General features: G+C 72.4%; 13 protein-coding genes. 2 read left to right on the forward strand and 11 right to left on the reverse strand.

From position 1 onward, the window contains the following. The 6 genes from ACFXGN_RS10005 to ACFXGN_RS10030 form a co-directional block, all read right to left on the reverse strand. The coding region (locus ACFXGN_RS10005) for an urease subunit alpha (protein ID WP_384855953.1) at nt 1-957 on the reverse strand (957 nt) is incomplete at its 3' end. Then, nucleotides 957-1,643, reverse strand: coding sequence for an urease subunit gamma (ureA, locus tag ACFXGN_RS10010; protein ID WP_384855956.1), 687 nt, complete (start codon nt 1,641-1,643; stop codon nt 957-959). The genes ACFXGN_RS10005 and ureA, both read right to left, overlap by 1 nt. Nucleotides 1,644-2,012: 369 nt before the next feature. Next, nucleotides 2,013-3,104 carry a branched-chain amino acid aminotransferase gene (locus tag ACFXGN_RS10015; RefSeq protein WP_384855959.1) on the reverse strand — a complete coding sequence of 364 codons (1,092 nt, stop codon included), beginning with the start codon at nt 3,102-3,104 and terminating at the stop codon, nt 2,013-2,015. A gap of 258 nt (nt 3,105-3,362) precedes the next feature. Further along, nucleotides 3,363-4,403, reverse strand: a complete 1,041-nt coding sequence (locus ACFXGN_RS10020) for a 3-isopropylmalate dehydrogenase (RefSeq protein ID WP_366442141.1) — start codon at nt 4,401-4,403, stop codon at nt 3,363-3,365. A gap of 692 nt (nt 4,404-5,095) precedes the next feature. Next, on the reverse strand, nt 5,096-5,227 hold the full coding sequence (locus ACFXGN_RS10025; protein ID WP_384855962.1) for a hypothetical protein: 132 nt from the start codon (nt 5,225-5,227) through the stop codon (nt 5,096-5,098). Nucleotides 5,228-5,546: 319 nt separating this feature from the next. Continuing rightward, nucleotides 5,547-6,431, reverse strand: coding sequence for a LysR family transcriptional regulator (locus ACFXGN_RS10030; protein WP_384855964.1), 885 nt, complete (start codon nt 6,429-6,431; stop codon nt 5,547-5,549). Nucleotides 6,432-6,531: 100 nt separating this feature from the next. Between ACFXGN_RS10030 and ACFXGN_RS10035 the strand changes: the two genes are divergently transcribed. Beyond that, nucleotides 6,532-7,536: a zinc-binding dehydrogenase gene (locus ACFXGN_RS10035; protein ID WP_384855965.1), complete on the forward strand. Its 1,005-nt coding sequence runs from the start codon at nt 6,532-6,534 to the stop codon at nt 7,534-7,536. A gap of 139 nt (nt 7,537-7,675) precedes the next feature. On the opposite strand, the gene ACFXGN_RS10040 is transcribed toward ACFXGN_RS10035, so the two are convergent. The 3 genes from ACFXGN_RS10040 to ACFXGN_RS10050 all read right to left on the reverse strand — a co-directional run bounded on the left by ACFXGN_RS10040 (nt 7,676) and on the right by ACFXGN_RS10050 (nt 11,034). Beyond that, nucleotides 7,676-8,215 carry a GNAT family N-acetyltransferase gene (locus ACFXGN_RS10040; protein ID WP_384855968.1) on the reverse strand — a complete coding sequence of 180 codons (540 nt, stop codon included), beginning with the start codon at nt 8,213-8,215 and terminating at the stop codon, nt 7,676-7,678. 219 nt (nt 8,216-8,434) lie between these two features. Continuing rightward, a complete protein-coding gene (pruA, locus tag ACFXGN_RS10045) occupies nt 8,435-10,075 on the reverse strand; it encodes an L-glutamate gamma-semialdehyde dehydrogenase (RefSeq protein WP_384855971.1) in 1,641 nt (546 codons plus the stop codon). Nucleotides 10,076-10,107: 32 nt separating this feature from the next. Continuing rightward, nucleotides 10,108-11,034 (reverse strand): proline dehydrogenase family protein, encoded by a 927-nt coding sequence (locus ACFXGN_RS10050; RefSeq protein WP_384855974.1) that lies wholly within the window; start codon nt 11,032-11,034, stop codon nt 10,108-10,110. Nucleotides 11,035-11,231: 197 nt separating this feature from the next. Between ACFXGN_RS10050 and ACFXGN_RS10055 the strand changes: the two genes are divergently transcribed. Beyond that, nucleotides 11,232-12,344: a PucR family transcriptional regulator gene (locus ACFXGN_RS10055; protein WP_384855976.1), complete on the forward strand. Its 1,113-nt coding sequence runs from the start codon at nt 11,232-11,234 to the stop codon at nt 12,342-12,344. Nucleotides 12,345-12,375: 31 nt separating this feature from the next. Here the strand turns inward: ACFXGN_RS10055 and ACFXGN_RS10060 are convergent, their stop codons facing one another. After that, the gene (locus tag ACFXGN_RS10060) at nt 12,376-12,525 is read right to left on the reverse strand and encodes a hypothetical protein (RefSeq protein WP_384855978.1); all 150 of its coding nucleotides are present in this window, start codon (nt 12,523-12,525) and stop codon (nt 12,376-12,378) included. 306 nt (nt 12,526-12,831) lie between these two features. Next, on the reverse strand, nt 12,832-14,421 hold the full coding sequence (gene serA / locus ACFXGN_RS10065) for a phosphoglycerate dehydrogenase (RefSeq protein WP_384855980.1): 1,590 nt from the start codon (nt 14,419-14,421) through the stop codon (nt 12,832-12,834). Nucleotides 14,422-14,601 lie beyond the last annotated feature (180 nt).

Genomic DNA, 14,601 nt, shown 5'->3' on the forward strand with positions numbered 1-14,601 from the left:
CGTCTTCAGGTCGTGGACGGAGACGATCATGCCGTAGTGCTCGGCGACGGCGTCCCGCCCGAAGGGCAGGGTGGGATTGGTCGAGGAACCGATGACGTTGGGCACGCCCGCCATCTTCAGGACATTGGGCACGTGCCCGCCGCCGCAGCCCTCGATGTGGAAGGCGTGGATCGTCCGCCCCTCCAGCACCGCCAAGGTGTCCTCCACCGACAGACACTCGTTCAGCCCGTCACTGTGCAGCGCCACCTGCACATCGTGCTCCTCCGCCACCCGCAGCGCCGTGTCCAGCGCCCGCGAGTGCGCGCCCATGTCCTCATGGACCTTGAACCCCGACGCCCCGCCCTCCGCCAGCGCCTCCACCAGCGGCGCCGCGTCGGACGACGAACCCCGGGCGAGGAAACCGATGTTCACCGGCCACGCGTCGAACGCGCCGAACGCGTGCCTGAGCGCCCACGGCGAATTCACCCCGACACCCCAGACGGGGCCGAACTCCTGGCCGATGATGGTGGTGACACCGCTGGCGAGGGACGCCTCCATGATCCGGGGCGACAGCAGGTGCACATGGGTGTCCACGGCACCGGCGGTCGCGATGAGGCCCTCGCCGGAGACGATCGAGGTGCCGGTGCCGACGACGACGTCGACGCCGTCGAGGGTGTCGGGGTTACCGGCCCGTCCGATCGCGTGGATACGGCCCTCACGGATGCCGATCGACACCTTGCGGATGCCCTGGACCGCGTCGATCACCAGGACGTTGCTGATGACGACGTCGCAGGTGTCCCGGACCGCCGCCGCCTTCAGGTGCAGCCCGTCGCGGGCGGTCTTGCCGAACCCGGCGAGGAACTCGTCCCCCGGCTTCTGCGCGTCCGACTCGACCCGCACGACGAGCCCGGAGTCCCCCAGGACGACACGGTCACCGGCGCGGGGGCCGTGCACGGATGCGTACTCGTACGGGTCCATCAGTCGTCCTCGATTCCCAGGTAGCCGCACGCCCGCGCCCTGCGCAGGGCCTCTTCCTTCGCGCCGGGCGCGTCGAGCGGTCCGTCGACCAGACCCGCGAAGCCTATGGCGACGCGGGCGCCGCCGATCGGCACCAGCCCGACCTCGGCGGCGCCGCCCGGGTCGAAGCGGAAGGAGGCTCCGGCGGGGATGGCGAGCCGCATCCCGTAGGCGGCGGCGCGGTCGAAGTCGAGGCGCGGGTTGACCTCGAAGAAGTGGAAGTGCGAGGTGACGCTCACCGGCACGGTCGCCGTGTTCCGCACGGGGAGGGTGAGTACGGGCTCCTCCTCCGGGTGGCCGGGGCCGGGGCGCAGCGCGCCGGGCGCGTCCGGGCCGAGTCCGCCGCCGCCGATGGGGTCGGAGACGACGGCGAGCCGGGTGCCGTCGTCGAAGACGGCCTCGACGTGGATCTCGGTGACGACGTCGGCGACCCCGGGCAGCACGTCGTCGGGGCCGAGGACCTCGCGGGCCGCCTCGATGGCCTCGGCGAGCCGCCGTCCGTCGCGGGCAGCCTCGCAGACGGTGTCCGCGATCAGCGCGGTGGCCTCGGGGACGTTGAGCCGCAGACCCCGGGCCCGGCGGGCGCGGGCGAGTTCGGCGGCGCCGAAGAGCAGCAACCGGTCGCGTTCCGTGGGGGTCAGTCGCACGCCCCGAACACCTCCTGCACTGGGGACACGTTTGAGCGTCACTCTAAATGCTGGGGCCGCGTGTTCCAAGGACCGACGCGAAGTCGGGGCACAGGTCACATTGAGCGGTGCTCCAAATCTGCCGTACGGCTCCGGGGGCGGGGGCGCCGTACGACTCCGGGGGCGTACGGCTCCGGGGGCGTGCCGCTCCGGCAGGGGTACGGCTCCGGATGGGTACGGCTCCGGCCCCCGTACGTACGGCCGCGGAGGGGCCTCGTCCCCGTACCGCTTCCGGCTCACGGGCCCCGGCGGCGCCGGTCCCGTACACGCACAGGGCCCCCGGGACGGTGTGCGTACCGTCCCGGGGGCCCTGTCGGAGAAGGGGAGGGGCTACTTGCCCAGCTCGTGCATCCAGCCGTGCTTGTCCTCGGCCTTGCCGGTCTGGACGGCGAGCAGCGCCTCGCGCAGCTTCATGGTGACCTCACCGGGCTCGCCGCCCGACTGCAGCCACTCGCCGCGCTCGGACTTGACCGTGCCGACCGGGGTGATCACGGCGGCGGTGCCGCAGGCGAAGACCTCGGTGAGGGTGCCGTTCGCGGAGTCGGCCTGCCACTGGTCGATGGAGACGCGGCCCTCCTCCGGCTCCAGACCGAGGTCGGCCGCCAGCTTCAGCAGCGAGTCACGGGTGATGCCCGCGAGCAGCGAACCGGTGAGGACGGGGGTGACCAGCTTGTTCCCGTACACGAAGTACAGGTTCATGCCGCCCAGCTCCTCGACCCACTTGTGCTCCACGGCGTCGAGGTAGGCGACCTGGTCGCAGCCCTTCTCGGCGGCCTCGGCCTGCGCGAGCAGGGAGGCCGCGTAGTTGCCGCCGGTCTTGGCGTCGCCGACGCCACCGGGGACGGCGCGGACGCGGTTCTCGGAGAGCCAGATGGAGACCGGCTTCACACCGCCGGGGAAGTACGGGCCCGCCGGGGAGGCGATGACGACGAAGAGGTACTCGTTCGCCGGGCGGACACCGAGGCCGACCTCGGTGGCGATCATGAAGGGGCGCAGGTAGAGCGAGGCTTCGCCGCCGTGCTCCGGGACCCATTCCCTGTCCTGCTGGACGAGGACGTCGCAGGCCTCGACGAAGGTCTCCACGGGCAGCTCGGGCATGGCCAGGCGGCGGGCGGAGGCGGCGAAGCGGTGCGCGTTGGCGTCCGGGCGGAAGCTGGCGACCGAACCGTCGGGGCGGCGGTAGGCCTTGAGGCCCTCGAAGATCTCCTGCGCGTAGTGCAGGACGTTGGTGGCCGGGTCCAGGGCGAGCGGGCCGTACGGGACGAGCTGGGCGTCGTGCCAGCCCTGGCCCTCGGTCCACCGGATGGTGACCATGTGGTCGGTGAAGTGGCGGCCGAATCCCGGGTTGGCCAGGATCGCCTCGCGCTCCGCTGCGGACAGCGGGCTGGAGGTGGGCTTGAGCTCGATCGTGGGCGTCGTCATGAGTGCGTGTCCTTCACCGGTTGTCTGGGCTGGACCGCGCGCACGCCGTTGTCGGGGGCTGGCTCTTCCCGACGAGGTGGACGTCCGGACATGCCCGTATGCCGCGGCCCCACGTTCGATTATCGCTCGTGAGGGCCGGTGCGTGAAACGGGTGTGCGCGGTCCGGATTCGATGGGGTGCCGCCCGGTGGCCGCGCAGGACACAGCCGCCGGGCGCTGGGCGACCCGGCGGCTGCTGTCTGGTGTCAGTCGGCGCGGGTCAGCTCGCTACTCGCGCGGCGAGCGCGTCGCCGATCTCGTCCGTGGTGCGGACGCTGTCGCCGCGCTCGGTGAGGTCGGCGGCGACCGCCTCCTCGACGCGGGCGGCCTCGGTCTCGTGGCCGAGGTGGCGCAGCAGGAGGGCGACGGAGAGGACGGTGGCCGTGGGGTCGGCCTTGCCCTGGCCCGCGATGTCCGGCGCGGAGCCGTGGACCGGCTCGAACATGGACGGGAAGGCGCCGCTCGGGTTGATGTTGCCCGAGGCGGCGACGCCGATGCCGCCGGAGACGGCCGCGGCGAGGTCGGTGATGATGTCGCCGAAGAGGTTGTCGGTGACGATCACGTCGAAACGGGCCGGGTCGGTGACGAGGAAGATCGTCGCGGCGTCGACGTGCAGGTAGTCGGTGGTGACCTCGGGGAACTCGGCGGCGACCCGCTGGAAGACGTTGGTCCAGAGGTGGCCGGCGAAGGTCAGCACGTTGTTCTTGTGGACCAGCGTGAGCTTCTTGCGCGGGCGGGCCTGGGCGCGGGCGAAGGCGTCCCGGACGACCCGCTCGACACCGAAGGCGGTGTTGACCGAGACCTCGGTGGCGACCTCGTGCGGGGTGTCCTTGCGGATGGTGCCGCCGTTGCCCGTGTACGGGCCCTCGGTGCCCTCGCGGACCACGACGAAGTCGATCGCGGGCTGTCCGGCGAGCGGGGTGGCGACGCCGGGGAGCAGCTTCGAGGGGCGCAGGTTCACATGGTGGTCGAAGGCGAAGCGGAGCTTCAGCAGGAAGCCGCGCTCCAGGACGCCGGAGGGCACCGACGGGTCGCCGATGGCACCGAGCAGGATGGCGTCGTGCTTCTTGAGGGAGGCGAGGTCGGCGTCGGTGAGGGTCTCACCGGTGGCGTGGTAGCGCTTGGCGCCGAAGTCGTACTCCTCGGTCTCCAGCTTCACGTCCTGGGGAAGGACGGCCGCGAGGACCTTGAGCCCCTCGGCCACGACCTCCTGGCCGATGCCGTCGCCGGGAATGACTGCGAGATTGATGCTGTGAGACATGTCGGCACCCTACTCTTCGTCCCATCGTCTGACACGGCATGTCCATCATGTGGACCAGCGACCGGGCGGGCGGACAGGCGCACGGCCGGTCGGATGAACGGGTGCCCCGGTGGGTGAACGGACGGCCCGGCCAGGCGCGCGGGGGCGCACGCCGGGGAGCGGGCGGGCGGACGGGCGGCCCGAGGACGCGTTGGACCAGCAGCCCGGCGGGCGGATGCATGGCCGGGCGGGCGAACGGACGCCCGGCCATGCGCGCCGGGCCGTGGGTCGGGGGACGGGCGGACGGACAGTCCGGGGGTGCGCTGGACGAGCGGCCCGACGGGGGCCGGGCGGGCGGGTGAACCTGACGGACGGCGACCTCGACGGACAACCCGAGGACGACGGCCTGACACAAGGCCAGGGCGAGCAGCCGGACCAGCGGCCTGGCGACCGGCCGCGACGAGCGGCCCGGTGGACGACCGGACGACCGGACGACCGGCCCGGTGGACGGCGGCCGGACGACCGGGAGACAGGGCAACCAGGCGACCGGGCGGGCGGCCGGGTGGACCGACCGTCCAGCGCCCCGGGCCGACCGGACCGGCCCCGGACCGGCGGCCGGGCACGAGCGCCCGACCGGCGACCGATCAGGCGCGCCACCGGGGCGCACCGGACGGGGCCGCGCCGGGCCGCACCAGGCGCACCGCGCCAGCCGGTCAGTGGCCGGTGGAGCCGCCGTTGTCGCGCCGGTCGAGGGCGCGCTGGAGGGCGGCGGCGGCGTTCTGCCGGGCGTCGTCGTTGGGGCGGGCGGCGGAGTGGCGGACACGGCGGGTGGTCTGAGCGGCCATGGGGATCGACTCCTTGAGATCGGTGGTGACCCGGACGGGATCAGCGGTGATCCGTACGTGCGGAGATCAGCGGCGGTCCGGAAGCGCGGGGAGCGGAGACCCGTGAGGGGTCCGCGCGCGCGGCATCCGTGGTGACCGGAGGTGCCGGAAGGGGCGGGGAGCGCCGCCGCAGGGGTTGCCTGCACAGGGCGTCGCGCTCTCGACCGCCATTCGCTGATGGAGCGAGACGTTCGGCTCCTACAAAGTTAGGGCAGCACTCCGCATCTGTCTCCACACTTACTCGGACTTCCTACTATCTGAGACGGCCGGGCACCGGGAGTCACCCCGCGGCGGCCCGCAGCTCACGGATGAGGGCCCGCACGGCGAGGGAAGAGGCCAGCTCAGGGGTGGTGACATAGCCCACGGAACGGGTCGGGCGCGCCGGACCGAGATCAGTGATCTCGACCGAGGGCGGTGCTCCGATCAGGGACAGTTCCGGCATCACGGCCATGCCGAAACCGGTGCTCACCATCGAGAGCACCGTCCCGTCGTCCTCCGCCTCCACGGTCGCCGGGGGCAGCCACTCCTGCACCGCCCACCAGTCACGGGTGTACGAGGTACAGTTCTCCGTCCAGTCGATCAGCGGGAGCGATCGGGGCGACCGGTGGCCCGCGGGGTGCACCAGCGCGTAGCCCTCCTCCAGGAGGACGCCCCCGACCAGTTCCGGCGGCACCGGTGACGTCGTCCCGAGCGTCGCGATCCCGAGGTCCGCCCGCCCGTCCAGCACCTCACCGGCCGTGCCGCGCCCCACCTCCCGTACGATCCGCACCTCCGGCGCGATCCCCGGGTGCCGCTCCGTCAGCCGCCCCAGGGCGCGCGGCAGCAGGTGCAGGGCGGCGCTCCGGAAGGCCGCGATCCGCAGCGGTCCGGCCGGGACGGCGTCGGCGGGGCCGCCCGCCGGGACCCCTCGCACCTCGGCGCCCATGACGTCGAGGAGCCGCAGCACGCGCCGGGCGTGCGCGAGGGCCCGCTCCCCCGCCGCCGTGGGCGTGGCGCCGGTGCGACCCCGGTCGAAGAGGACGGCTCCGAGCTTGCGCTCGCTGCCGCGCACCGCGTGCGAGACGGCGGACTGGGTCATGCCGAGGGCGACGGCGGCGGCGGAGAAACCGCGCTCCCGGCCGACGGCCACCAGGATCCGCAGTTCCTGCGGCGCCAGATCGGTCATGCTGCTCCCACCTCGGTGTATGAGCCGCTCTCATGGATGGCCCGGTGCCATCGACGCTACCCCCTGCCCGGCCCGCCGTTCCCCTCCTACGGTCGGCACCATGACGCACGACACCATGATCACCGTCCGGCAGAACGCCCGCCCCGACGGTTTCCCCGCCCCCGGTCTCTTCGACTTCGTCGAGTCCCCGGTGCCCGCCCCCGAGCCGGGCACCGCGCTCGTCGAGAACCTCCAGTGGTCGGTCGACCCGTACCACCGCGAGGCCATGGACTCCGACGAGCTGTGGGCCCTGCACTCCCCCATGGAGGGCCGCACCCTCGGCCGGGTGCTCGACTCCCGCGACCCGGCGCTGCGCACCGGCGACCTGGTGCTGCACCGCAAGGGCTGGCGCACCCACTCCCTGGTGGCGCCCGCCGAGGCGCGCCGGGTCCCGGACCTCGGACCGGGTGTCCCGCTCGCCGCCCACCTCAGCCTGCTCGGCGGTACGGGCCTGTCGGCCTATGTGGGCCTGACCCGGATCGCGCGGCTCCAGCCGGGCGAGGACCTGTTCGTGTCCGCGGCGGCGGGCGGGGTCGGCACGGCGGCGGGACGGCTGGCGCGGGTGCTCGGCGCGGGACGGCTGGTGGGCAGCGCGGGTTCGGCGCGCAAGGTGGCGTATCTGACGGAGGAGGTGGGGTTCGACGCGGCCTTCGACTATCACGCGGGTCCGGTGACGGAGCTGCTCGCGCGGGCGGCCCCGGACGGCATTGACGTGGCCCTGGAGGGGGTCGGCGGCGAGCATCTGGAGGCCGCGATCGACGCGCTGCGCGCGTACGGCCGGATCGCCTGGGTCGGCGCGGTGGGCCAGTACCACTCGCTCTCCGCCCCGCCGCCCGCCCCGCGCAACCTCTTCGACGTGGTCGGCAAGAGCATCCGCCTCGAAGGCTTCCTGGTCAGCAACCATCCGGACGCCCTGGAGGAGCTGTACGACCTCGCCGTCCCCCGGCTGCGGAGCGGGGAACTGCCGCTGGACGTGACGACCGTGGCGGGCTTCGAGCACATCGTGGACGCGTTCCTGGGGATGCTGCGCGGCGAGAACACCGGGAAGATGCTCGTCACCCGGTAGCCGTCCCGCCCGTGCCTCGTTCCCGTCCGGGTGGCGATGCGCCCACGGCCACGGACACGGACACGGACACGGACAACAAACAACGGACCGCAGACCGCAGACCGCAGACCCGAACGTCGGGCGCCGGACCGCCGGGCCCTCACATCACGTCGCCGTCGCGCCAGTCGAAGGCGAGGGGGGACTCGGGACCGGGCAGGGTGAGGCCCGCCGCGGGGCGCAGGAAGACGGAGCCCTCCTCGTCGGCGAGCCGGACGGGCCCGTCGGGCCCCAGCGCTTCGAGGCGCCCGGGCCAGAGCCGCCAGCCGCGCGCCCGGTAGAGCGCGGCGCCGTCGTCGGAGGCACCGAGCGCCCCGAAGGGGTACGCCCCGTCGATGACCCGTTCCAGCTCGGCCATCACGACTCCGCCGAGCCCCCGCCGCCGCAGGTCCGCCCGGACGGCGACCCCTTCGACGTACCCGACGCGGTACGACCGCCCCTCGTGCACGGCCCGCCGCTGCACGACGGCTCCGTGGGCGGCGATCCCCCGCTCGTCCTCGACCCAGGCGTGCACGCCCCCGAGGGTGTGGTCCCAGTCGTCGTCGGAGAAGGTCCCGTCGAAGGCGTCGTCGAGCAGCGCGCGAACGGCCCGGAGCCGGTCGGCCCCGACCTCATGGGTGGGAGCGGTCCTCACGATGGTCATGGGAGCAGCGTCCCACAGCCGGTCCCTGTCCTTCCGGGGGTTTTCCGGCCGCCCGCGCGGGCTCCGCGTCCACGACGGTCCGGCCCGGATTCCCGTACGGCGGGCAGCTGCCACGGCCTCCGGCCGGACCCCCGCATGAAGACCGCCCCCGTCCCCGGTTTGGGGGGACCGGGGAGGGGGGCGGTGTCAGGGGGCCGTCGGAGGGACGGCCGGTGGGGGTTAGCCCATGTGGGGGTAGCCGTACTCGGTCGGCGGAACCAGCGTCTCCTTGATGGCGCGGGTCAGCGTCCAGCGCATCAGGTTCTGCGGGGCGCCCGCCTTGTCGTTGGTGCCCGAGGCACGGCCGCCGCCGAAGGGCTGCTGGCCGACGACGGCGCCGGTCGACTTGTCGTTGATGTAGAAGTTGCCCGCGGCGAAGCGGAGCTTCTCCATCGTGTGCGCGGTGGCCGCGCGGTCGCCGGAGATGACCGCGCCGGTGAGGGCGTAGTCCGAGACCGACTCCATCTGGGTCAGCATCTCCTCGTAGCCGTCGGCGGAGCTGTCGTCGTAGACGTGGATCGCGAGGATCGGGCCGAAGTACTCGGCCTTGAAGACCTCGTTCTCCGGGTCGGCGCACTCGATGACGGTCGGGCGGACGAAGTAGCCCACCGAGTCGTCGTAGGTGCCACCGGCGACGATCGTGCAGCTCGGGTCGGCCGCGGCACGGTCGATCGCGGCCTTGTTCTTCGCGAAGGAACGCTCGTCGATGACGGCGCCGACGAAGTTCGACAGATCGGTGACGTCACCCATGGTGATGCCGTCGACCTCGGCCGCGAACTCCTCCTTGAAGCCGTCGTTCCAGATGGACGCCGGGATGTACGCGCGCGAGGACGCGGAGCACTTCTGGCCCTGGAACTCGAAGGAGCCACGGGTCAGCGCGGTCTTCAGGATCGCGCGGTCGGCGCTGGGGTGCGCGACGACGAAGTCCTTGCCGCCGGTCTCGCCGACGATCCGCGGGTACGAGCGGTACTTCTCGATGTTCGTGCCGACGGTCTTCCACAGGTGCTGGAAGGTCCGGGTCGAACCGGTGAAGTGGATGCCCGCCAGGTCGCGGTGGTTCAGGGCCACCTCGGAGACGGCGATGCCGTCGCCGGTCACCAGGTTGATGACACCCTTCGGCAGCCCGGCCTCCTCCAGGAGCTCCATGAGGAGCACGGCGGAGTGGGTCTGCGTCGGGGACGGCTTCCAGACCACGACGTTGCCCATGAGGGCGGGGGCGGTGGGCAGGTTGCCCGCGATGGCCGTGAAGTTGAACGGCGTGATCGCGTAGACGAAGCCCTCCAGCGGGCGGTGGTCCAGCCGGTTCCACACGCCCGGGGAGTTCGCCGGCGGCTGCTCGGCCAGGATCTGGCGGGCGTACGCCACGTTGAAGCGCCAGAAGTCGACGAGCTCGCACGGGGTGTCGATCTCGGCCTGCTGGGCCGTCTTCGACTGGCCGAGCATGGTGGACGCGGCCAGCGTCTCGCGCCACGGTCCCGCCAGCAGCTCGGCGGCGCGCAGGATGATCGCGGCACGGTCGTCGAAGGACATCGCGCGCCAGGCGGGAGCGGCGGCCAGGGCCGCGTCGATCGCGTCCTGGGCGTCCTGCTCGGTGGCGCCGCGGAAGGTGCCGATGACCGCCTTGTGGTTGTGCGGCTGGACGACCTGGAACTCCTCGCCGCCGCCGAGGCGCTTCACGCCGCCGATGGTCATCGGCAGCTCGCGCGGGTTCTCGGCCAGCTCCTTGAGCTGGGCCTCAAGACGGGCGCGCTCGGGGGAACCGGGGGCGTAGCTGTGCACCGGCTCGTTGACCGGAGCGGGGACCTGGGTGACAGCGTCCATGAGTCGCTTAACTCCTTCTGAGGGGTGTGGGCTCAGCCCTTGGTGAGGATGGACCGGACGAAGAAGAGCAGGTTGGCCGGCTTCTCCGCGAGGCGGCGCATGAAATAGCCGTACCAGTCGGTGCCGTAGGCGGTGTACACGCGCATCCGGTGTCCCTCCGCGGCGAGGCGCTGCTGCTCCTCGCTGCGGATGCCGTACAGCATCTGGAACTCGTACTCGTCCAGCTTGCGGCCCGCGCGGCGGGCCAGCTCCTGGCCGACGGCGATCAGGCGCGGGTCGTGCGAGCCGATCATCGGGTAGCCCTCGCCGTCCATCAGGATCTTCATGATCCGGACGTACGCCTTGTCGATCTCGGGCTTGTCCTGGAGGGCGACGGAGACGGGCTCCTTGTAGGCGCCCTTCACGATCCGGACGCGGGAGCCGTTCGCGGCGAGGCGGCGGGCGTCGTCCTCGGTGCGGAACAGGTACGCCTGGATGACGCAGCCGGTCTGCGGAAAGTCCTTCCGCAGCTCCTCGTGGATGGCGAACATCGAGTCGAGGGTGGTGTGGTCCTCGGCGTCCAGGGTGACCGTGGTGCCGATCTCGGCGGCAGCCTCGACGACCGGACGGACGTTGGCGAGGGCCAGCTCGTGGCCGCCCTCCAGGGACTGCCCGAACATCGACAGCTTGACGGACATCTCGGCGCGCTCGCCGAGGCCGAGCTCCTTGAGGCGCCCGACGAGCTCCAGGTAGGCGTCCCGCGCGGCGTACGACTGCTCGACGGTGGTGATGTCCTCGCCGACGACGTCGAGGGTGACCTCAAGGCCGCGGTCGCTCAGCTCCTGGACGATCGGGACGACGTCACCGACCGTCTCACCGGCGATGAAGCGGGCGACGACCTGCTTGGTCCCGGGGGCGGCCGACACGAAACGGCGCATCTTGTCGCTGCGCGACGCGGCGAGGATCACGGGACCCAGCACGGGCACCTCCAAAGGGGCAGGGGGAGAACGGGGCCGTCACCGGACCGGAAGGGGGTTCGGACCGGGAACAGCACGGATGACCACCGTGAAACCTATGGATCGCTCCGATCGTCCGCCATCTACAGCTGTCACGCATCCGTGGCCCGCCTCTCAGACATTTGTCTGAACGAGGGGGGAAGGGGTGCGAGAATGGGCCCGTGAAGGGCGATTACCAGGAACTGGTGGACGAGATCTCGGGGCTGCTCGGCGCCCCCGCGACACTGGAGAACCGCGATTTCGGCCTGATCGCCTTCGGCGCGCACGACAGCGACGACGACAGCGCCATGGACCCGGTCAGGACCCGCTCGATCCTCACCCGGAAGTCGACCCCGGCGGTCCGCGCCTGGTTCGAGGGTTTCGGCATCACCCGGGCGACCGGTCCGGTCCGCATCCCCGCCGCCCCCGACGCGGGCGTCTTCCGGGACCGGGTGTGCCTCCCGGTACGCCATCGGGGTGTCGTCCTCGGTTACGTCTGGCTGCTCGACGCCGAGCCGGGCCCCTCGCCCGAACGGCTCACCGCCGCCATGGAGGTCGCCGCCCGCATCGGCGAGCTGCTCGCGGACGAGGAGCGCGCGGGCGCGGACCTCTCGCGCGAGTTCGCGGCGGCGCTGACCGCCGGGCGGGGCTGGCAGCACGAGATGGCCGTCGCGGCCCTGCGGACGGCCCTGGGGCCCAACGCGGACGGGCTGCACACCGTGGTCTGCGTCACCCCCTGGCGGGGCGAGGCCCCCCCGGTCCGGACGGTGGCCGGTGCGGCGGCGGTCGCCGCGCTCCCGGAGGCGGAGTCCCTCGCCGTCCTCGTCCGGCTCCGCACGTCCGAGGACCTCTCCCCCGCCCGCGCGGCGGCGGACCGGCTGCGCGGCGCCGCGCCCGCCGGTGTCGCGACGCCCCGCCGGGGTCTCGCGGAGCTTCCGGCCGCCTGGCGCGAGGCCAGCACCTCGGCCCGTGCCGCGACCGCCCAGCCGTCGCTGGGCCCGGTGGCGGAGTGGGCCCGGATCGGCCCGTACCGCCTCCTGGCGGCGCTCTACCATCCCGAGGTCGACCCCGCCGTCGCCCCGCTGCTGGCCCCCGCGCACATCGAACTGGCCCGCACCGCCGAGGTGTTCCTCGACAGCGCGGGCCAGGCGGGCCGCGCGGCGGCGGCCCTGGGCATCCACCGGCAGACCCTCTACTACCGCTTGTCCCGCGTCGAACAGCTCACGGGTCTGGACCTGGACGACGGCGAGGACCGCCTCCTGCTCCACATGTCCCTGAAGTCGGCCAAGCTGTAGCCGCCCCGGGCGGTCGGGGGCCGGTACGGGGTCAGGCCCCGACCAGTTCCGCCTTGTTCATGGCGACCGTCTGCGGCGCGGGGCCGCCCGTGGTCACCTTGGCGAGCTGGGCGGCGCCGCCGATGAGCAGTCCGGCGGCGAAGAAGGCGGCGAGGATCCTGGTGGTACGGCGCTTGGGCACGGGGCCTCCTGGAGAGGTGCGGTCGGTCTGGTCCCGTCATGACAGCAGGACGGGGACGGCGGAAGCGACAGCTCCGGCCGTCTGTGACCGTTCTACGACGAAGACGGCCCGACGACCCGGCGAACCCAGCTTGACAAGATCCCCCGACGGACCGTCAGTTCGGCCGTCTCGCAGGCGACTTGAGACGCTCGACGTCTTCGGGGACGCCTCCCCCGTGGCCCCGGACAGCGCCGTACCCGGTGGCCGGACCGCTCGTACGGGACGAGGGTCCGGCCACCGGGTACGGGGCGGGGTGCGGGCCCGGACTCAGATCAGGTTGACCGAGCGGGCCGAGGCGGCGCCGATCTCCGAGGCGATCTCCGCGAGCACCGGCGCGGGGAGCGAGTCGTCCACGGTGAGCACGACGAGCGCCTCGCCGCCCTCCTCCGCGCGGGAGACCTGCATCCCCGCGATGTTCAGACCGGCCTCGCCGAGGATGCGGCCGACCGTGCCGACGACACCCGGGCGGTCCTCGTAGCGCAGCACGACCATGTGGTCGGCGAGCGCGAGGTCCACGTCGTACTCGCCGACCGCGACGATCTTCTGGAGGTGCTTGGGACCGGCCAGGGTGCCGGAGACCGACACCTCCTCGCCGTTCGCCAGCGTGCCGCGCACGGTGACCACGTTGCGGTGGTCGGGCGACTCGGAGCTGGTCGTCAGACGCACCTCGACACCGCGCTCCTGCGCGAACAGCGGGGCGTTGACGTACGACACGGTCTCGTCGACCACGTCCTCGAACACGCCCTTGAGCGCGGAGAGTTCGAGCACCTTCACATCGTGCTGGGTGATCTCGCCGTACACCTCGACGTCGAGGCGGGCCGCGACCTCGCCCGCGAGGGCGGTGAAGATCCGGCCGAGCTTCTCGGCGAGCGGCAGACCCGGCTTCACGTCCTCCGCGATGACCCCGCCCTGGACGTTGACCGCGTCCGGGACCAGCTCGCCGGCGAGCGCCAGACGCACCGACTTGGCGACGGCGATGCCCGCCTTCTCCTGGGCCTCGTCCGTGGACGCGCCGAGGTGGGGGGTGCAGACGACCTGGTCGAGCTCGAACAGCGGGGAGTCCGTGCAGGGCTCCTTCGCGTACACGTCGAGGCCCGCACCGGCGACCCGGCCCTCCTTGAGCGCCGAGTACAGCGCCGTCTCGTCCACGATCCCGCCGCGCGCGGCGTTGACGATGCGGACGGAGGGCTTGACCTTGTGCAGCGCCTCGTCACCGATGAGACCGAGGGTCTCCGGGGTCTTCGGCAGGTGGACGGTGATGAAGTCGGCGACCTCCAGGAGCTCGTCCAGGGCCAGCAGCTTCACCCCCATCTGGGCGGCGCGGGCGGGCTGCACATAGGGGTCGTACGCGACGATCTTCATGCCGAAGGCCGACATGCGCTGGGCGACCAGGACGCCGATGCGGCCGAGACCGACGACACCGAGGGTCTTCTCGCTCAGCTCGACGCCGGTGTACTTGTTGCGCTTCCACTCGCCGTTCTTCAGGGCGGTGTTGGCCTGCGGGATGTTGCGCGCGGTGGCGACGAGGAGGCCACAGGCCAGCTCGGCGGCGGTGACGATGTTCGACGTCGGGGCGTTGACGACCATCACACCGGCCTTGGTGGCGGCGGAGACGTCCACGTTGTCCAGACCGACCCCGGCGCGGGCGACGACCCGCAGCTTCCCGGCGGCGGCGATGGCCTCGGCGTCCACCTTGGTCGCGGAACGGACCAGGATCGCGTCCACGTCGGCGATGGCGGGGATCAGCTCGGCGCGGTCGGCGCCGTTGCAGTGCCGGATCTCGAAGTCCGGGCCCAGCGCGTCGACGGTGGCGGGCGACAGCTCTTCAGCGATGAGTACGACAGGTTTCGAGCTCACGTGAGTCCTCACAGATCCAGTGCGGACGGCCGTCCCGACGGCCGCAGGCGGTGGAGGGGGCTTGCCGCGTGAAAGCGCACGACGCTGTGGGCCTGAACGCGAATGTTGTTGAGCAGTGTAGTGCTGTGGCGGGGCCGCGCATGTGCCTCGTTGGAAGGATCACCCGTCCGTGGTTGGACG

It is taken from the genome of Streptomyces sp. NPDC059247 (genome assembly GCF_042754005.1).
Lineage (GTDB): Bacteria > Actinomycetota > Actinomycetes > Streptomycetales > Streptomycetaceae > Streptomyces.